This window comes from Kytococcus aerolatus (assembly GCF_900187395.1).
Taxonomy (GTDB): domain Bacteria; phylum Actinomycetota; class Actinomycetes; order Actinomycetales; family Dermatophilaceae; genus Kytococcus; species Kytococcus aerolatus.
The window spans coordinates 1,287,732-1,306,901 of record NZ_FYEZ01000001.1 but is presented as its reverse complement, the minus strand read 5'-3'; the positions used below and the strand labels follow the sequence as shown (position 1 = coordinate 1,306,901).

Genomic DNA, 19,170 nt, shown 5'->3' with positions numbered 1-19,170 from the left:
GCCCCGGCGTCCCGTGGGACGCGGGTGGGCGGTGCGGTCGGTGCTCAGCGGGCGCGGCCGAGGAGCTCCAGGAAGGCGCCGAGGGCCAGCAGGTCCCGGGGGCTGGCCGGGGCGATGTCGGTGAGCCGGGGGGAGCGCACCACGTAGGCGGCGAGCTGCCCGCGGGAGATGGCCACGTTCATCCGGTGGACGTCGAGCAGGAAGGCCAGCCCGCGGGAGACGCGGTCCCGTGCGGAGGCGGTCATGGAGACGATCACCACTGGTGCCTCCTGGCCCTGGAAGGCGTCGACGGTGCCCACCGGGGTCTCGGACAGCCCGGCGGCGTCGAGGCGCTGTCGCAGCAGGTTCACCTGGGCGTTGTAGGGCGCCACCACGAGGACGTCCGAGGCCTCCAGCGGCCGGGCGGTGCCGCCACCTGCCCCGTCCCGGAAGGCACGGCCCCGCAGGGACTCCACGAGGCGCACCACCTCCGCGGCCTCCTCGGGGGAGGCGACGGACTGGTCCCGGTGGTCCACCAGCACCTCGTGCACGCCGGGTTCCACCCCCTCGACGGTGCGGCCGGTGGTGACCGCCTCGTGGGAGCGCAGCCGGCCGTCGTAGGCGAGGCGGGAGACCGGCTCGGTGAGGGCGGGGTGCATGCGCCAGGTGGTGTCGAGGAAGTAGCCCAGGTCGGCCGGGAGGACCGCCGCGGAGCCGATGAGCCAGCCCAGCGCGGAGCGGTCCAGCGGTTCGGGGTGGATGCCCTGGGAGACCTGCGGGAGCTGCTGCGGGTCACCGAGCAGCAGCAGGTTCCGGGCGGCGCGGCTGCAGGCCAGCAGGGGCGCCAGGGAGAACTGGCCGGCCTCGTCCACCACCAGGAGGTCGAGCCCGCCGGGCTCCAGGGCGTCCTTGCTGAAGGTCCACGCGGTGCCGCCGACGACGAACCCGCGGCCGGCCTCGGACTGCTCGTCCATCCACGCCGCCGGCTGCCGCGAGCCCTGCAGCGCCGTCCAGGTCGGCTCGGCGTCCTCCGCGGACCGGCCGGAGCGGGGCACCTTGGCCACCTGCTCGGCGGGCACCCCGGCCCGTACGCAGGCGCCGAGGAAGTTCTCCACCGCGGCGTGCGACTGCGCCACCACGCCGACCTTCCAGCCCTGCTGCACCAGGGAGCGCACCACGCGGGAGCCCAGGTAGGTCTTCCCGGTGCCGGGCGGGCCCTGCACGGCGACATAGCTGTCGTCCAGGGCGCGCACGGCGGTGGTCACGGCGTCGAGCGGGGTGGGGGTCCCCGGGGCGCCGACCCGGGGCAGAGCCCCGCCACCCTGCAGACGGGGTGTGCGGCGGGTGAGCAGGTCGCTGGCCGCGCCGGGCGGCAGCCCGGGGTGGGCGCCCAGCACCTCCTCGGCCAGCTCGGCCAGGGCGGCGTCGAGCGGTCCGGTGCTCGGGGGCGGGGTGGGGACGAGGCCGACGGGCAGCTCGTCGGTCTCCGGCAGGCCGGGCCTGTCACCACGCGGCTGCGGGCAGGGAAGCTCCAGGGTGCAGAGCTCCAGCCCGGAGTCCGGGTGCGGGCCGGAGTCCACCACCGTGGCGGCCGAGGGCCACAGCGCGTGCGGGTGCCCGGGCTCCGCCTCCAGCCCCTCGGGCAGCGGGTGGGCGAACACCGCGTGGAGGGTGGTGCCCGGTGCCACGGGTCGGCCCCCGGTGTCGACGACGGTCCGAAGGGTGCGGCGCGGGTTCGAGCGCGGGGTGGGTCGGGCCCAGTCGTCGGTCCAGGCGGCGCGCTCCACGACGAGGACGTCCCCGGTGAGGGCCCACTCCGCGACCGGCAGCGCGAGCCGGTCGAAGTGCGCCCACCAGAAGGGCTTGTGCTCCCGCCGGTAGTACTGCGGGGCGGCCGAGACCATGGCGGTGGCCTGCTCGGCGGCGGTGCGGGCGCCGGGCTCGGGCAGGTCCAGGGCGCGCAGCGCCGCCTCGAGCCGCTCGGCCTCCACCCAGCGTTCCGGTGCCTGGGGTGCCGGGGCCTCGACGAGGGTGCCGCCCGAGGATGCCTCCTCCGGCGCCCGCTGCCCGTCGTCCTGGGCGTCGCCACCGGCCGCGGTGTGGCGCTGGGCCAGCAGCCAGTCCCGCAACCGCCAGGTCGACTCGCAGTCGAGCTCGTTGTACGCCCGGATCCGCTCCAGCAGCCCGGCCGCCCGGGGCGCGTCCCCGGCGTCGCGGGCCTGGCAGTATCGGTGGTACTCCACGATCGAGTCGCCGCCACCGGTCACGCCCTCGGCGTCACGGGCGGGCATGTAGAGCGGCTCGAGCTTCTTGATGGAGTACGACGCCTGCGAGACGCGGATGCCGGCGCGCACCGTGCCGTAGAGGTCCACGAAGACGTGCTCCCGGAGCAGCTGGTCGAGCAGCTCCGCCCCGAACCCGTGCACGGCGGTGAGGCGCTTGAGGGCGGTCACCTCGTAGGCGGCGTAGTGGTAGACGTGCAGGCCCGGGTGGCGCTCGCGGCGGTCGGCCAGCCAGCTGAGGAAGTCCCCCAGCGCCTGCCGCTCGCCGGCCCGGTCGTGGGCCCACCAGGCGCGGTAGCGGGCACCCGCGGCGTCCGGCGGGCCGTAGGCGGCGTCGTCCTCCCCGGCGTCGACGGTGAGCACCTCCACCCCGAAGAGGTACTCCAGCCCGGCGGGTGCGTTCGGACGGGGCCGCCACATCGGGTCGCCCTCGAAGTCGAAGAACACGTCGCCCGGGCCGGGGGCGGGCAGGGCCTCCAGCGGGGCGGGGTCGATCACCTCGGAGAGGACCACCGGCGGTGCCTCGGGGTCGGCTTCCCGGCGGCGGGCGGTCTCCGCGCGGGCTCGGACCTGCAGGGCGGCCTGGTCGCGCAGCTCGGCGAAGACCGCGGCGCGCATCCCGGCCGGGGGCGTGGTGCTTCCGGCCAGCTCGGCCATCGTGCGGATCCCGGCCTCGTGCAGCACCTTCCGACGGGCCAGGGACATGCGGGCCACCCCGAGCAGGTCGTCGGCGGCCTCGGCCAGCGGGGCGCACACCTCGCAGCGCCCGCAGGCGGCCACGCCCGCGGCGCCCCACCGGACCGGCCCCTCGGCCTCCCGGTGCTCGCTCAGCAGGCGGGAGAGGTGCGCCCAGCGGTCCCGCATCACCGCGACGGTCGGGCCCAGCGGGTGGGACTCCACCGCCCCGGTGCCCAGCACCAGGTCGACCTCGGGGGCGACGGTCAGGCCGCCGCGGGCCAGGGCGTCGGCGTAGGCGGCCACCTGCAGCATCGAGGCGACGGTCGAGCGGGCAGCGAGCTTGGTGTCGCCGACCCGCCAGCCCGCGGGGGTGCGGGTGAGGAAGTCGACCATGCCCACCAGCGGCAGCAGGCCCTCGCCGCCCTCGAGCAGCACGGGCGCCTGGTGGACGACCTGGGTGGCGGGGTCGGCGCAGGCCCTGAGCGTCCACGTGGCGCCCTTCCGGTAGCCCTCCAGCCCGAATCTGCGGGGTCGTTCCCCGATGACGACGCCGCCGGGGTGCTCGGTCTGCAGGCGTTCCAGCTCACGGGCCTCGTGGGCGTCACCCAGCTCGGCGAGGCGCTCGAGCATCGGGTCCTCCTCGGCGCGCCGCGGGGTGCGTCCCAGGGTGACGTCCAGCCGGTCGAGCAGGGCGAGCTCGCACTCGCTGACCAGCCGCAGGTCCTGGGCGCTGACGGCCAGCGAGCCGTCGTCGAGGAGGAACATGGGTTCACCGTAGAGGTGACCGGGGACAGGTCTGCCACGCAGCGTTCCGGTGCCGGACACCGGAACCTTGCCGGCGCGACACCCGGGGGTCACTCGGTGGTGGTGTGTTGGCGGGCGGCCCGCTGCCGGGCACCCCTCACCCACAGGAGATCCGAATGCCCCTCCACCCCGTCTCCCGCCGCCTTGTGATCGCTGGCACCGCCTGGACCGCCCCCGCCGTCGCGCTGGCCTCTGTCGCCCCTGTGGTGGCTGCCTCCCAGACGACTCCGGTCCGGGAGGAACCCCTGCCTCTCGGCCCGTCCGACCTGCTCGAGCAGCGCACGGTCACCCAGATCGCCCCTGGCGTCGCCCTCACGACCATTCACCGGGGCAAGCGCAGCGCTCACCAGAGGTGGGCGGTCGAGTTCGCCATCCCCACTGCCGGAGGTGACCCCGAGGACACCCAGCCGGTGCGCCCCCGGCGTGACGCGAGGGCACTCGTGGACGCGCTCGTGGCGGCCGGGTTCGAGGCCGAGGTGCAGCCCGTGCAGCAGACCGGTGCCGTGGACGTGCCGGACGGCCTGCTCGGGCACCGGGTGCGAGCCCGCGAGACCTTTTCCACCGAGGAGGCGGCGACCGCCTGGCTCGATCGCGCCGTGGAACAGGGATTCGCCGGGCGGGTGTGGAACACCGGCTGGGACGGCGGTACCGACGCGCCCGGCCCGTGGAACGTCCGCGTGCTCAGCGTGGACCCGGCCTCCTACCGGGGCAGTGTCGGCCTGGCCTTCGGTCCCGATCTGCAGCGCCGAGAGACGACCTCGGCACTAGCCGCTGCCGAGGGCGCCGTGGCTGCGGTGAACGGTGGCTTCTTCGTCATGGACCCCGAGGCGGGCGCCGAGGGAGACCCGGCTGGTGCCAGCGTCCAGCGCGGTGTCCTGCTCAGCGAGCCGGTCGGGGAGCGCCCGGTGCTGGTGCTCGACCGACGGCTGCGTCGTGCAGCCGTGGTCCGCCCCCGCTGGACCGGCAGCCTGCAGGTCGACGGCCGCACCGTCCAGCTGGACGGCCTGAATCGCGTGCCGGGCACCATCCGGAACTGCGGTGGGCTGGGCGACGAGCCGACCGAGGATCCGCGTCACGACGTGACCTGCGAGGACGATGCCGAGATCGTCGCCTTCACCGCTGCCTGGGGCGCCACCACCCCGCAGGGCGAGGGGCACGAGATCGTCGTCTCCCAGAAGACGGGCCGTGTTCTCGCGGTGCGTCCGCACCGGGGTGGTGACCTCGTGGAGGGGCAGACGATCGTGCAGGCCACGGGGGACCGGGTTGCGGAGATCTCGGACCTCGCGGTCGGGGACCACGCTGGCCTCGACGTCCGTCTGCTGGCGGACGGGCACGACCTGGACGATCCGCAGACCCTGGTGGTGAACGGTGGGCCGGAGCTCGTCCGGGGTGGTGAGCTGCACGTCACGCAGGCCGCCGACGGCATGGCCCACCCCGACTCCGCCGGGTTCGCCTACGGCTGGTTCCTGCAGCGCAACCCGCGCACCGTGGCTGGCCTCGACGCCGAGGGCGGCCTGCACCTGGTGACCATCGATGGACGCCAGCCGGGTGAGCTCGGTGTCTCCGTGCCGGAGGCCGCCGCCGTGGCTCGGGCGCTGGGGATGATCGCCGCGATCAACCTCGATGGAGGTGGCTCCACGACGATGGTCGTGGGCGGTGAGGTCGTGAACTCCCCCTCGGACGAGGCCGGTGAGCGCCCGGTCGGAGACGCGATCGTTATCCGCTGAGACGACCTGAGGGCGCTGGCCCCCTCCCGCGGCGTGCGGGAGGGGGCCAGCGCCCTCAGGCCGTCGGCCTCAGCCCTTGCGGCCGGGGAAGCGCGGGCGCCAGCGGCTCAGCGGCGAGTCGTCGCCCATGGAGCGCACGCCGATGCTGCCCCTGGCGGGCTTGCTCACGGGATCGGTGGGGCGGGGGCTGGGCTTCTCGATCTCGTCGACCACCTGCACCTCCGGGTACTCCGCGGTCCACATGAGCTTCTCGATCTCCTCGCGCGGGTTCTCGAGGATGAGTCGGGCCACGCCCTCCTCGGCGGCGGCCGCCTCGGCCACCCGCTCGGCCACTGCCGCGGAGACCGAGCGCAGGTCCTTCATGGAGGGCAGGATCGCCGCGCCCTCGGTGCCCACGGTGGTCATCTCCGCCACGGCCTGGGCGGCGGCGGTGATCATCGCGTCGGTGAGGCGGGTGGCCTGCACGGCCACGGTCCCCAGGCCCATGCCCGGGAAGACCAGCGCGTTGTTGGCCTGCGCGATCGAGTAGGTCGCGTCGTCGCGGACCACCGGCTTGAACGGCGAACCGGTGGCGATGAGCGCCTTGCCGTCGGTCCACTCCAACAGGTCCTCCGGCACGGCCTCGGCCTTCGAGGTGGGGTTGGACAGCGGCAGGATGATCGGCCGGTCGGTGTGCTCCGCCATCTCCCGCACCAGCTCCTCGTGGAAGGCGCCGGCCTGCGCCGAGGTGCCGATGAGGACGGTCGGCTTGGCCTGCCGCACCGTCTCCTCCAGCGAGTAGTTGCCGTCGTCGTCGGCCTTCCACTCCTCCAGCTCGGCGGTGTCGCGGGCGTAGCGCTCCTGGAAGGGACGCATCTTCCCGCCGGTGTGGATCAGGCCGCGGGAGCCCAGCCCCCAGAAGCGGGCGGTGGCCTCCTCCTCGGAGAGCCCCTCGCTGATCATGATGTCGCGCATCAGGTCGGCGATGCCGATGCCGGCGGTGCCCGCGCCGTGGATGACCACGCGCTGCTCGGAGAGCTTCTCCTCCTTGGCGCGGCAGGCGGCCAGGACGGAGGCCACGACGATGGCCGCGGTGCCCTGGATGTCGTCGTTGAAGGTGCAGATCTCGTCGCGGTAGCGCTCGAGGACCTGGTGGGCGTTCGTGGCGCCGAAGTCCTCCCAGTGGAGCAGGGCGTGCGGGAAGCGCTCCTTGACGGCCTCGACGAAGGCGTCGATGAACTGGTCGTAGCGCTCGCCGCGGACGCGCTCGTGACGCAGGCCCAGGTAGTTCGGGTCGTGCAGCAGGGCCAGGTTGTCGGTGCCCACGTCGAGCACCACCGGCAGCACGCGCATCGGGTGCACGCCCGCGGCGGTCGTGTACACGGCGGACTTGCCGATGGCGATGCGGATGCCGCCGACGCCCTGGTCGCCGATGCCGAGGATGCCCTCGGAGTCGGTCACCACGACGATGTCGATGTCGTCCGGGCCGTTGCCGTAGGCGGCCAGGGCGGAGGTGATGCCCTCGACGTCCACGTCGTGGTCGATGGACAGGTACATGCCGCGCTGCCGGTCGAAGGTGGAGGAGAACTCCTGGATCGCCTCACCCACGGTGGGGGTGTAGATGATCGGCATCATCTCCTCGAGGTGCTCGGCCACGAGGCGGTGGAAGAGGATCTCGTTGAGGTCCTGCAGCGAGTTCAGGTAGACGTACTTGGCCAGGTTGGTCGGCTGCATGCTGAACTGGCCGTAGCAGCGGGCCACCTGCTGCTCGATGGTGTTCACCGCCGGCGGGATGAGGCCGCGCAGGCCCAGCGCGTCGCGCTGCTCCATCGTGTAGGCGGACCCGTAGTTGAGCATCGGCCGCGCGAGGACCTGTCGCCCCCTCACAGCGATCTGCGCGGTCTCGTGACCGTCCTCGGTGTGGAACTGGAACTGGCGCGGCATGGGGTTCTCCGTCTGGTTCTCTCGGGGCACGTGTTGCCTTCGTCACTCCAACCTATCCGGGTGCTCCGGCTGTGCCGAACGGACCTGCCGCACTACCGTCGAGTCATGCGCAAAGCAACCCTCAGCCCCCAGTCCGCCGAGATCGTCGCCGCCACCGCCGGCGTCGTCGCCGAGCACGCGGTGGAGATCACCAAGACCTTCTACCCGAACATGTTCGCCGCCCACCCCGAGCTGATGCGGGTGTTCAACAAGGCCAACCAGGCCGTCGGCGAGCAGCCGGTCGCGCTGGCCTCCTCCGTGGTGGCCTACGCCGTCCAGCTCATCGACCCGGACGCCCCGGACTTCACCCCGGTGATGGAGCGCATCGCCCACAAGCACGTCTCGCTGGGCATCAGGGCCACCGAGTACACGATCGTCGGGCACTACCTGCTCGAGGCCGTCGGCACGGTGCTGGGCGATGCCGTCACCCCCGAGGTGGCCGCCGCGTGGGACGAGGTCTACTGGCTGTTCGGCACCCAGCTCATCGCCGAGGAGGCGAGGATGTACGCGCTGGCCGGGGTCGACCCGGACGAGCCGTGGCGCAAGTACGAGGTGATCGAGCGCACCGACGAGACCGACGAGGTCTTCTCGCTGACGATCAAGCCGGTGGAGGGCGACCTGCCCGAGCACCACACCGGCCAGTACGTGGCCGTCGCCGTGGACCTGCCCAACGGCGAGCGCCAGCCGCGCCAGTACACGATCTCCAGCCCGAAGGGCGCCGACCACTTCCGTCTCACCATCCGCCGGGTGGAGGGCGTCGACGGCGCCCCGGACGGGCAGGTCTCCACCTTCCTGCACGAGAACGCGCAGCCCGGCACGATCCTGGACGTCTCCACCCCCTCCGGTGACGTGGTGCTCGAGGAGTCCGACGCGCCGCTGGTGCTCGCCTCGGCCGGCATCGGCATCACCCCGATGGCTGCGATCCTCGCTGACGTGGCCGCGCACACCCCGGAGCGCCGGGTGATGCTGCTGCACGCCGACCGCAGCGCTGCCTCGCACGCCCTGGCCGAGGAGATGGCCGGCACCGCCGAGCAGCTCGCGAACGCCTCCAGCCGCCTCTGGTACGAGGAGGCCGACGAGAAGGCCACCGAGCGCGGCGCCGCCCAGGGCCGCATCGACCTGGCCGAGATCGACGTGCCCACCGACGCCCAGGTCTTCATGTGCGGCCCGCTGCCCTTCATGCGTGCCGTGCGCCGGACCCTGATGGACAAGGGTGTGGACGCCCGCAACATCTCCTACGAGGTGTTCGGCCCGGACCTGTGGGCGCAGGACCCGGAGTCCGGTGCCGAGGAGCACCTCGACGCGCAGGTCGAGGAGGCCCAGCAGGGCGCCTGACCGGCACGGACACACCCGCGCCGGACGCGCTCCCCCACGCTGCAGCGTGGGGGAGCGCGTCCGGCGCGACAGGGGGAGGGACGCAGGAGGGGTCGAGCCCGCCCCCGCAGGCCCCCAGCGGTCGGTCAAGGAGCGGTCAGGAGTCCGTGCAGGATCGCCCGGACCCGTTGCCCGGTCGGGGGCGGCACTCCCACGATGGCGAGGCCGGCTGCGTGCCGGCCCGCCCCACCCGGCGGTTCCCCCCTCCATCCCGACTCCTCCCAGGAGCCCGACCCATGCGCCGTCCGACCGCCCGTGCCCTCCTCGCCACCCCGGTGGCCGCCCTCTCCCTGACCGGCCTGGCCCTCTCGCCGATGGCGGGTGCCTCGCTGCCCTTCGGCCCGGAGACCGTGGCCGTCGCCGACTACACCGCCCCCCACGGCGGCGTGGACGAGTCCACCCGGTACGTGGTGACCTCCGCCGCCGAGCACGACGACCACTTCGCGGCCGCCGCCCGGGTCGACACCGTGCGGGACGCCAGCGGCCAGGAGCTGGTCATCTCCAAGACCACCGCCGACCGCATCCCGGCGATGAACTCCGCCGTGGCCGGTGAGCGCGCCCCGGGCTTCCGCAGCTTCGCCACCCTCGCCGAGGCGGAGGCCTTCATCGCCTCCGACCGCAGCGCCGAGGCCGTGCAGCAGCAGCTGGCCCTCCCGGCCATCGACAACCAGGCGACCGTCTCCCCGTGGCTGGAGGAGGTGCAGGAGTCCCGCATCCGCCAGACGATCACCGACCTCTCCACCAGCTGGCCGAACCGCTACTACGCCTCCAGCCACGGCAAGGCCGCCTCGGCCTACCTGCACGACGCGTGGAGCTCCATCGCCGGCGAGCGCGAGGACGTCACCGTGGCCTACGACGAGTCCTGCGGCAGCGACTGCGGCGTCCAGCAGAACGTGACCATGACCGTGCAGGGCACCGAGAACCCCGACGAGATCGTCGTCATCGGGGCGCACTACGACTCGATCTCCGACACCGGCTCCGGCGACTCGATGCAGGCCCCGGGGGCCGACGACAACGCCTCGGCCACCGCGACCGTCACCGAGGTCGCCCAGGTGGCGCTGGCCAACGGGTGGAAGCCGAAGCGCACCGTCGTCTTCGCCGCCTACGCCGCCGAGGAGGTCGGCCTCGTGGGCTCCGACGCGATGGCCCGCGACCATGCCGCGCAGGGCAAGAACGTGGTGGGCGTGCTGAACCAGGACATGACGAACTACGACGGTGGCAGCACCGACATGGCGCTCATGCAGGACAACACGAACACCGAGCTGAACAGCTTCAACAGCGAGCTCTTCGACACCTACCTGGCGCCGAAGGGCATGACCCTGGGCACGATGGAGTGCGGCTACGGCTGCTCCGACCACGCTTCGTGGACGGCCGCCGGCTACCCGGCCTCGATGGTCTCGGAGTCCGAGCTCTTCCCGCAGCTGCACACCACCGGCGACGCGCTGGAGAACACCGGCGGCACCGCGGACCACTCGGTGAAGTTCGCCCAGTTCGGGCTGGCCTTCCTGGGTGAGATGGCCAAGACCGGCGCCTGAGCCGACACCCCGTCACGACGCCGCGGGCCGCACCTCGCCAGGAGGTGCGGCCCGCGGCGTTCTGCGGGGTGCAGGCAGTGCTCAGGCGGCCACGCCGACGGGCTCCGGGAGAGCCGGGCGGGTGTCCTCGGCCCGCGTCCCCGCATCGGCGCCCCGGGTGCGCAGCCGGGCGTGGACTCCGGTGGCGCGGGCGCCGAGGGCCACGGAGAGCCACCCGATCGCCAGGCCGGCCAGGTTGTCGCTCAGGTAGTGCCACCCGAAGTACAGGGTGGCCAGGAAGGTGGTGCCGAAGAACGCCCACGCCGCCCAGCGCAGGAGCCAGTGGTAACCGAGGCGGTGGATGATCAGCGCCGCGGCGAAGGTGACCGAGACGTGCAGCGAGGCGAACGCGGCCACACCGTTGAGGCTGCTCGCCAGGTCCGGCGCGGCGAGGAACTCGAGGCGGTTGGCCAGCAGGGCGTCCTGGAGGCGCTCCACACCGGTGTACGGGAGGGCGGCGTCCAGGGTGGGGGAGGCGTAGACCGGGCCGAGGGCGGGGAGCAGGTAGTAGCTCAGCGCCCCCAGCGGCCAGTTGAGGCTCATCGCGGTGCAGTACCAGGCACCCACCCGCCGGTCGCGGACGCAGGCCAGGAAGATCGCCACCGTCAGCGGGACCAGGGGCATGTACAGCAGGTAGATCGTCGACAGGACGTGTGCGGCGAGGTCGACGCCGAGCACCTGGTGCAGGACGGCGGCCGGCTCGTGTCCCAGGAAGAGGGACCGGTCGAGGTCCAGGAGCTGCTGGTCGTAGAGCACGTCCTGGCGGACCAGGGGGAGCTGGCCCTTGAGGTTGCGGTAGCTCACGTAGCAGACGTAGAAGGCCACGGTGCCCGTGATGACGTGCAGGACCCGCCCGAGGTCCCACTCCTCGGTGACCACCCAGCGGACCGCTCCGGGGAGGCGCCGTGGACGGAACCCGCACCGGGCGGCGGCCGTCAGCAGGACGGCGAGCCCGACGAAGAACAGGGTGAGCAGGGGCATGCGGACGTAGGCGGGCCCGAGGAACCCCTCGGGGTCGCGGAGGGGAACTCCCTCGAGGCGGGAACCGGCCACGGCGAGCGTGCACGCGAGCACGGCCACCGCAGCCGCCAGCGTGTGCGGGTGCTTGTGGACGGTCTGCATCCGCAGAGGGTGACAGGAAAGTGTCCTGAAGGTGAACATTTGGGGTGGCGTGCCCCGTCACGGAGGGGCCGCGTGGCCTGACCGGGTGAGGGCGGGGCCCCTCACCCGGTCAGTCGAGGGGCAGGTCCCCGCAGTCCTGGCCGTGGGGGAGCGGGAGGAGCTCGCGGTGGGGCGTGAGCCTGCCCTCGCGGCCGTTCTCCTCGTGGTACGCGATCGTGAGGTGCTCGCTGGTGGTGCTCGCACCAGAGACCTCCAGGACGACGGCGACGCGTTTGGTCTGGCCGGGGTCGAGGGTGGGGGTGTTTCCGGTGGGGGGCAGGGGGATGTTCGGGGACGCCTCGGTAGCCAGGGGGTAGTTCTCGGGGACGAGGAACCAGTCCCGCACGGTGGCGCCGGAGGCCCCGGGGAAGGTGACCTCGTCGACGGTCAGAGCCTCGTCGCCGTTGTTGGTGATGACCTGTGTGGCGAACATCTTGAGATGTTGCGGAGGGGGGCCTACGGGTCCGCAGGTCTGGGCTCGACCTTCCGGGGCCACCAGGCTCGTGGAGGGGCGGAGCCAGACCCACCACACGGTGGCCGCCACCAGGAGCAGGACTCCCAGGGCGACCACTGCCGGGAGGGCTCGCTTAGCCACGGACGACCCACGTCCTGGGATCGGAGGCGGGACCGGTGTTCAGTCCACACAGCCTCAGGCCGTTGGTGTCGGACCGCTTAACGGCCGTGTTCACGGTCTGAGTGGAGGAGTGGCCGCTGCGGATGGCGAGGTCGATGCCGATCGCGCCGGAGGTGTCCACTCCGTTGGACCACCGGGTGGCACGGTTGCGATCGATGGATTCGGAATCACCGGGCTGGTAGCGGGCGCAGTGCCATGCGGAGGGGAGTGATCCCTTGGTGTTCCAGTGGCCGCCGTATCGGTTGATGGCCTTCACCTGGCGGGTGATGACGTAGCCCTCCTTGCAGCTCCAGTAGTTGTACCGGCCGTAGGTCCACCAGGTCTTCATGAGTTTTTGCTGGGGCCCTTCGGAGGGTGCTGCGGTGAAGGTGCTGGTGAGTTCCCGGTTCACCGTGCCGCCTCCCTTCCAGGCGTCCCCGACCTTGACGGCGATCTCGGTCTCGCTGGAGGAGCCGCTCTTCAGGGAGACGGTTGTCTCGTGACCGTAGGCGGTGGACCACACCTCACCCATGATGGCGGGTTCCCGCCACGTGCTGGTCAGCTCCAGCCCACAGCCGGCTGCGTTGGTGCGGGCGTCCCCCGGGGTGGTGCGCTGGGGCTTGACCCCGTCCAGTCGCATGTCGAGGTGCAGCGCATGGTCGCGGTCAGCAGCGCCAGAGATCCGTGCCGTCCCGGGGGCGGGTGCCTTCGCTGCGGCAGCTGCGGCGGTGGCTTCTGGTGTGCGGGTGACCTCACCGGTCTCCTCGTTCACAGAGGCATTCCCCTCACGAGGGTCACTCATGGGGACGGCGGTGAGTTCTTTCGTGGTCGCGTCCCATCGCATCGAGGTGACATGTGTGGACACGCCACCCTGGGGGTCCATAGCGATGACCGTCACATCGTGCACTCCGCTGGAGGTCGGGGTGGTGGTGATGTCGGCGGAGGAGACGGAGAAGCTTCCGTCCTTCTTCACCGGGATTCCTTCGACGCCCATCGGACGACTGGCCAGGGGTGTACCCGTGAAGGCCTCTGCCTGCCGGATCAGCTCTTCCTGGGTGGGAGAGATGTTCACCGTGACGGTGGCCTCCTGTGGAATCGAACCGTCAGCCGAGATCACGGACCCGGTGACAAAGGTGCCCTCCGCGCTCGTCTGTGCGTTCAAGTCGCTCGCCGTCTGAAGGATTGGTACCCCCGAGAGGGTGAGTGCTGCTGGAACTGCCAACATCCACTTTCTGGTGTTGCGCATGGTCGCTCCCTGCGACAAGTGCGAGGTCCCCATCGGCCCCCGCCGGTAGGAACAGCATCACGTGGGGGGATCCGCGCAACGGCGGTGGAGAACCGTCATCAGACCGTGACCTAGCACGGATGGCCCGTCTTGTGTCGAGGCGCCCGGCCCCGCAACTCGCAGTGGTCAGGTGTCCAAATTGACGCGACACGCGGGGAAAACCGGCAAGTCGCAGTGGTCAGGTGCCCAGTTTGCCAAGGGCGGGGCGGGATGGCGGCCGGCGGGGTCGCTCACCAGGGGTGGGGCTCGAAGTCCTTGAGGAAGACGCCGTACAGGTCCTCACCGGCCTCGCCGCGGACGATCGGGTCGTACACGCGGGCCGCGCCGTCCACCAGGTCCAGCGGGGCGTGCCAGCCCTCGGCGGCGATGCGGAGCTTCTCGGTGTGCGGCCGCTCGTCGGTGATCCACCCGGTGTCCACGGCGGTCATGAGGATGCCGTCGGTTTTGAGCATCTCCTCGGCACTCGTGCGCGTGAGCATGTTCAGCGCGGCCTTGGCCATGTTCGTGTGCGGGTGTCCGGCGCCCTTGTAGCGGCGGGAGAACTGTCCCTCCATCGCCGAGACGTTCACGACGTACGCGCGCCGCGCCCCGCGCCGCACGGCCTCGGCGAGGGTCGGGCGCAGGTTGCTCACGAGCAGGAAGGGCGCCACCGAGTTGCACAGCTGGACCTCGAGCAGCTCCATCGGGTCCACCTCCTGCACCTTCTGCGTCCACGAGTTCTGGGTGGCGATGTCCGGCAGCAGCCCGCCGGCGTCCAGCGCGGTGCCGGTCTGGTGGGCCTCCAGGCTCGCCGAGCCGGCCTGCAGCGCAAGGCGCGTCAGGTCCGCCGCTGTGCGCTGGGCCAGCGGCACGTCGTCCCCGGCCAGGGCCGCGATGCTGGTGGCCCCGCTCTTCTCCCCGTCCGCCTCCGCCCCGGCGTGCGGCACCGCCCCGCCGAGCGAGCCGACGAGGGCCGCCGGGTGCGCCTCGCTGATCCGGTCGAAGCTGAGCATCCGCGGGCGCAGCGCGTCCCCGGTCAGCTCCTCCTGCTCGCCCTCCACGAGGTGCGAGTAGGCCCCCGGCGAGCGCCGCACCGTCTGGCAGGCGTTGTTGATGAGGATGTCCAGCGGCCCCCCGGCGGCCACGTCGCGGGCGAGGGCCACCACCTGGCTCGGGTCGCGCAGGTCGATGCCGACGATGGTCAGCCGGTCGATCCAGTCCGCGTGGTCCGGCTGGGCGGCGAAGCGGCGCGCGGCATCGCGGGGGAAGCGGGTGGTGATGGTGAGCTCGGCACCGTCGCGCAGCAGCATCAGGGCGATGTACATGCCGATCTTCGCCCGGCCACCGGTGAGCAGCGCCCGCTTGCCGCGCAGGTCGGTGTGCTGGTCGCGCCGGGCGTGGCTGTCACCGGCGCAGCGCGGGCAGAGCCAGTGGTAGAAGCTGTCGACGGCGGTGAACTTCTCGTGGCAGATGTAGCAGCCCCGGGGGATGTTCAGCTGCCCGATGACGTGCCCGGGGCCCGCCAGCCCGGTGGGTGTCTCCAGCAGGATGCCGGCCGTCTCGTCGTCGATCCGCTGCGGGCTGCCGGTGGCGGTGCGCTCCAGGAGGCGCTGGTCCGCATCGAGCAGGGGTTGGCGCTCGGCCCGGCGGGCCTCGGCGCGGCGCGCCTTGCGGACGGCCTTGTACATGCGCCCCGTGGCGCGCTTGACCGTCTCGATGTCCGGGTGCCCCTTGGGCAGCTCGTGCAGCGAGCTGAGCACACGCAGGGTGGTCTCCAGCTCGTCGGGGTCGAGGCCGGGGCCCGGGTCGGTGTCCGCGGCCTCCGGGGTGGAGGTCTCGCCGACCGCGTCGGGCGTCGGGTCGCCCTCGGGCTGCTCGTACGGTGCGGTCACGCGCGCAGGATAGGTGCGGCATGGTGGTCCCATGCACATCCGCCCCGCTCCCGCCGCTCTCACCGCGTGCGCCGTGGCGGTGGGCCTCGCCCTGGGTGGCTGCTCCGATCCCGGCCTCCCGGGCGGGGAGTCGTCCACGCATGAGGGGGCGCGTCCCGACCCGGCCGGTGGCTTCGGGGAGTGGATCGCCTACGGGGACGACCCCCGGCAGCGCGTCACCCTCTGGCCCGGCGAGCCCGGCGGGGGACTGCTCGTGGCGGTCCACGGCGGGGGCTGGGTGGCCGGCAGCGCCACCGGGTACGTCACCGAGGGCAACGCGATGCACGACCTGCTGGCCCGCGCGCACGAGGAGGGCTGGTGGGTGGCGGCTGCGGAGTACCGCTACACCGACGAGGCTCCCTGGCCCGCGACCGCCGAGGACGTCCACACCGCCGTGCGCACCGCCGGGCAGGAGGCCCGGGAGGCCGGGGCGGGGGAGACCGTCGTCCTGCTCGGGGAGTCCGCCGGCGGGCACCTGGTGGCCCTCGAGGGCGTCGAGCACCCCGACGAGGTGGACGCGGTGGTCTCCTTCTACGGCATGCACGACCTCACCACCCCCGTGCAGCAGCGGGCCGCGACGGGTTGCGAGCCGATGGAGGTCGGGGCGCCGCAGATCTTCGGCGGGGAGCCGGAGACCGAGGCCGAGCAGGAGCGGGCGCTCGCGGCCTCCCCGGCGCACCGCATCGGCCCCGGGGCGCCGGAGCTGCTCCTTCTGCACGGCACCGCCGACTGCGTCGTGCCCCACGCCCAGTCGGTGCAGCTGCAGGAGGCCGCCGAGCGCCACGACGTGCCGGTCGAGCTGGTCACCCTGGAGGGCCTCGGCCACGGCGGCGACGACTTCTGGCGCGACCCGGCAGTCACCGGGGCGGTGAGCGAGCTCCTCGCCGCCCACGCCGGGGAGCCGGAGGACGCGCCCTCCCCCGGCGGTGCCCCCGGGAGGGCCGATGACTGAGCTCCCCGGGGTCCGCCTCGGCGGTCGGGTCATGGGGCCCGGCCGGCCGGTGCTGGCCGTCCCGCTCCAGGCCGCCGGGCGCGACGAGCTGGTGGCCCGGGGCCGGGCCGCCGTGGAGTCCGGGGTGGTGGACCTCGTGGAGTGGCGGACCGACGCCCTGGTCCCCGAGCTCCTCGCCCCGGCGGTGCTGCGGGAGCTGGCCGACGCGCTCACCGCGACCCTGGCGGGTCTGCCCGTGCTGCTCACGCACCGCAGCGTCGCCCAGGGAGGTCGGGCGCCGGACGAGCCCACGGCGGCCAGGGCGCTCCGGCAGCAGGACGCCGCCACCCAGGAGCAGGTCGTCGCCGCCCTGGCGGGGCACCCCGGCATCGCGCTGGTGGACGTCGAGCTCGACTACCCGCGCCGGTCGGATCTCCTGGCCACCCTCCGGGCGGCCGGCACCCCGGTGCTCCTGAGCCATCACGACTGGACGGGTCAGCCGCCCCGGGCCGAACTCGTGGAGACCATCGGCGAGATGCGTTCCGCAGGCGGCGATGCGGTCAAGATCGCCGTGACTCCCACCACACGCCGTGAGGCGCTGACCCTGCTGGAGCTGCTCGAGGCTGAGACCGCCCAGCCCCTCCCGGAGGACCCCCGCGAGGGGCCCCGGATCCCGCTGGCCGTGCTGGGGATGGGGAGTCAGGGACGCATCACCCGCCTGGTCGGACCCGCCTTCGGGTCCTGCCTGACCTTCGGCCACCTGGGCCGGGCCTCGGCCCCCGGCCAGGTGGAGGCGGCCCAGCTGGCTGCCGTACTGTCCACGACGGTCGAGGCCACCTGACCCGCAGGGGCCCGCGTGCACAGGAGAGTGGTTGGGCATGGTCACGGGACGCCGGTGGATGGTGTGGGCCGCGATGGCAGGCATGGTGACCGGTGTGGCCGCCTGCGGCGAGGGCGCTGCGGACCCGGGTGACACCGGGGCCCAGCAGACCGCCAGCGCCGCGCCCGAGGAGGACTCGCCCGAGCCCTCCACCGAGGGGGCGGGCAGCCCGGAGGACGAGAGCCCCACGAGCGGGGACCCGGACGGTGCCGAGGACACGGGGCGCTCCGAGAGTGCCAGCGCGGAGCAGGGCTCCCCGGAGGCGTCATCCCCGGAGAGCGGTACGGGTGAGGAGGCTCAGCCCAGCACCGAGCCCAGCCAGCCGGTCGAGCCCACTCGTCCCAGCGAGGACCCTGCCCCGGCCACCGGTGGCGAGCCCGCCGGGACGGCCGAGGCGGGGAACCCCATCCCGAGCGTCGCCGAGCCCACCACCCCCGGCGAGGCGGCCCCGAGCGATGCCGCGACGACCACCGACGGGCCGACCACCGAGACCCCCGGGTCCACGCCCGCGGAGACCTCGGGCTCCGCGCCGCCGGAGGACGCCCCGGCCGCGTGGTCGGACTGGCGCCGCTACGGGTCGGCCGAGAAGCAGCGGTACAGCATCCTGCCCGGCGAGCCCGGTCGCGGTGTGGTCGTCGCCATCCACGGTGGCGGCTGGGTGGGCGGCGACGCCGAGATGTTCATGGACCCCAGCTCGCGCAAGAACACCCTCGTCCAGCGCCTCCACGACGAGGGCTGGTGGGTGGCCTCGCTGGAGTACCGGCGCGCCCACAAGGCCCCCTGGCCGGCCACCCCGGACGACGTCCACGCCGGCGTCGCCCACGCCGTGGCCACCGCCCGGGCGCAGGGAGCGGCGGACGGTGTGGTGCTCTTCGGGGACTCCGCCGGAGCCCACCTGGCCGTGCTGGAGGCCGTCACCCATCCCGGCACCGCGGACGCCGTGGTCGGGTACTTCGGCATCTACAACGCCGAGACCGCCCAGGAGCAGCGCGCCCCGATGGACTGCCCGGACGGCAAGGCGGCCGAGGACAACATCCTCATGCACGACGCGACCGACCCCGCCGTGGCCGGGCAGATCCGTGCCGCCTCACCGGTGAACCGCGTGAGCGCTGGCGCCCCGCCCGTGTACCTGCTCCACGGGGACGCGGACTGCACCGCCCCGTACCAGCAGTCCCTGGAGATGCGGGACGCCCTGCGGGCCGCCGGGGCGGAGGCCCGGACCGTCGTGGTGCCCGGCGCCGTGCACAGCCAGCCGGCCTTCTGGACCGACGAGCAGTTCGTCGGCCCCGTCGTGGACTTCATGCGGACCCGCGGCGGTCTCTGAGGGCGCCGCGGGTCCGCGACAGCTCACTGCGCGGCGGACATGCAGGCCTGGTCGAGCTCGCCGAGGGCCTTGGCCAGCTTCTTGTCGTCCCGGCCGCTGACGGACTCCACGGTCTTGGCGAACTTCTCCATCGCCGAGCGCGCCGGCTCCGGGGTGACCTTGATCAGGTCCTGCATCTTCTGTGCGTCGGCCTGCGGGTCGGAGAAGGCCTTCTGGTCCACCGTGGCGCTCATGAGATAGCCGCACGCCTCGGCCGGGTGCAGCTCACCCTCCACCTTCTGGTCGATGCCCTCCAGGTCGGAGAAGGTGCGGACGTCCAGGGCGGCCTCCGGGTCCAGACCCTCCGGGGCGCCCCCGGCGGACCCGGACTCGTCCGTGCCGGCCCCCGGGGCGGACGCGGCCGGGGACTCCTCGGTCGCGGCGCCCTCCTCCTCGGCGGAACCCGCCGCCTCCGAGGAGGCCGACGGGGCAGCCTCGGACTGCCCGCCCTCGGAGTCACCGCCGCCGCACGCGGTCAGGGCCAGGGCCGCCGCCGGGAGGACGGCCAGGCCCCGGATCCGGCGGGCCAGGGAGCGGGTGGTCGGGGTGCTCGTGGTGCTGTTCATGTCCCCTGCCTAGCACGCCGCCCCGGCCGTGGTCACGTGCGGACCCCGGCGGTCCCCGGGCTCGTCGGCGGGCCTGCCCGT

General features: G+C 73.2%; 13 protein-coding genes. 6 read left to right on the top strand and 7 right to left on the bottom strand.

The window, feature by feature from the left end; translation table 11 throughout:
- Positions 1 to 44 precede the first annotated feature (44 nt).
- The gene (locus tag CFT82_RS06170; protein ID WP_088818106.1) at positions 45 to 3,704 is read right to left on the bottom strand and encodes a TM0106 family RecB-like putative nuclease; all 3,660 of its coding nucleotides are present in this window, start codon (positions 3,702 to 3,704) and stop codon (positions 45 to 47) included.
- Positions 3,705 to 3,859: 155 nt separating this feature from the next.
- Here CFT82_RS06170 and CFT82_RS06165 point away from each other — a divergent pair, with 155 nt between their 5' ends.
- Positions 3,860 to 5,470, top strand: coding sequence for a phosphodiester glycosidase family protein (locus tag CFT82_RS06165; protein ID WP_088818105.1), 1,611 nt, complete (start codon positions 3,860 to 3,862; stop codon positions 5,468 to 5,470).
- A 69-nt stretch (positions 5,471 to 5,539) separates the two neighbouring features.
- On the opposite strand, the gene CFT82_RS06160 is transcribed toward CFT82_RS06165, so the two are convergent.
- A complete protein-coding gene (locus tag CFT82_RS06160; RefSeq protein ID WP_088818104.1) occupies positions 5,540 to 7,393 on the bottom strand; it encodes an NAD-dependent malic enzyme in 1,854 nt (617 codons plus the stop codon).
- 105 nt (positions 7,394 to 7,498) lie between these two features.
- Here CFT82_RS06160 and CFT82_RS06155 point away from each other — a divergent pair, with 105 nt between their 5' ends.
- Entirely contained in the window at positions 7,499 to 8,767 is a 1,269-nt protein-coding gene (locus CFT82_RS06155; RefSeq protein ID WP_088818103.1) for a globin domain-containing protein, read from the top strand.
- 275 nt (positions 8,768 to 9,042) lie between these two features.
- Positions 9,043 to 10,341 carry a M20/M25/M40 family metallo-hydrolase gene (locus tag CFT82_RS06150; protein WP_088818102.1) on the top strand — a complete coding sequence of 433 codons (1,299 nt, stop codon included), beginning with the start codon at positions 9,043 to 9,045 and terminating at the stop codon, positions 10,339 to 10,341.
- An 81-nt stretch (positions 10,342 to 10,422) separates the two neighbouring features.
- On the opposite strand, the gene CFT82_RS06145 is transcribed toward CFT82_RS06150, so the two are convergent.
- The 4 genes from CFT82_RS06145 to CFT82_RS06125 form a co-directional block, all read right to left on the bottom strand.
- Complete coding sequence (locus CFT82_RS06145) at positions 10,423 to 11,502, bottom strand: phosphatase PAP2 family protein (protein ID WP_159461874.1); 1,080 nt, start codon at positions 11,500 to 11,502, stop codon at positions 10,423 to 10,425.
- A 109-nt stretch (positions 11,503 to 11,611) separates the two neighbouring features.
- Positions 11,612 to 11,974: a hypothetical protein gene (locus CFT82_RS06140; protein WP_143469501.1), complete on the bottom strand. Its 363-nt coding sequence runs from the start codon at positions 11,972 to 11,974 to the stop codon at positions 11,612 to 11,614.
- Positions 11,975 to 12,128: 154 nt separating this feature from the next.
- Complete coding sequence (locus tag CFT82_RS11520) at positions 12,129 to 13,433, bottom strand: hypothetical protein (protein ID WP_143469499.1); 1,305 nt, start codon at positions 13,431 to 13,433, stop codon at positions 12,129 to 12,131.
- Positions 13,434 to 13,669: 236 nt separating this feature from the next.
- Complete coding sequence (locus CFT82_RS06125; RefSeq protein WP_407656023.1) at positions 13,670 to 15,310, bottom strand: SDR family NAD(P)-dependent oxidoreductase; 1,641 nt, start codon at positions 15,308 to 15,310, stop codon at positions 13,670 to 13,672.
- Positions 15,311 to 15,341: 31 nt separating this feature from the next.
- Here CFT82_RS06125 and CFT82_RS06120 point away from each other — a divergent pair, with 31 nt between their 5' ends.
- Genes CFT82_RS06120 through CFT82_RS06110 form a run of 3 tightly spaced genes read left to right on the top strand, consistent with a single transcriptional unit; the run spans position 15,342 to position 18,484 of the window.
- Positions 15,342 to 16,301: an alpha/beta hydrolase gene (locus CFT82_RS06120; protein WP_088818097.1), complete on the top strand. Its 960-nt coding sequence runs from the start codon at positions 15,342 to 15,344 to the stop codon at positions 16,299 to 16,301.
- Positions 16,294 to 17,121, top strand: a complete 828-nt coding sequence (locus CFT82_RS06115; RefSeq protein WP_088818096.1) for a type I 3-dehydroquinate dehydratase — start codon at positions 16,294 to 16,296, stop codon at positions 17,119 to 17,121. Before CFT82_RS06120 ends, CFT82_RS06115 begins: the two co-directional genes overlap by 8 nt.
- Before the next feature lie 37 nt (positions 17,122 to 17,158).
- Positions 17,159 to 18,484 carry an alpha/beta hydrolase fold domain-containing protein gene (locus tag CFT82_RS06110; protein WP_088818095.1) on the top strand — a complete coding sequence of 442 codons (1,326 nt, stop codon included), beginning with the start codon at positions 17,159 to 17,161 and terminating at the stop codon, positions 18,482 to 18,484.
- Between the two features lie 23 nt (positions 18,485 to 18,507).
- Here CFT82_RS06110 and CFT82_RS06105 read toward each other — a convergent pair whose 3' ends face one another.
- On the bottom strand, positions 18,508 to 19,089 hold the full coding sequence (locus tag CFT82_RS06105; RefSeq protein WP_088818094.1) for a hypothetical protein: 582 nt from the start codon (positions 19,087 to 19,089) through the stop codon (positions 18,508 to 18,510).
- Positions 19,090 to 19,170: the final 81 nt, after the last annotated feature.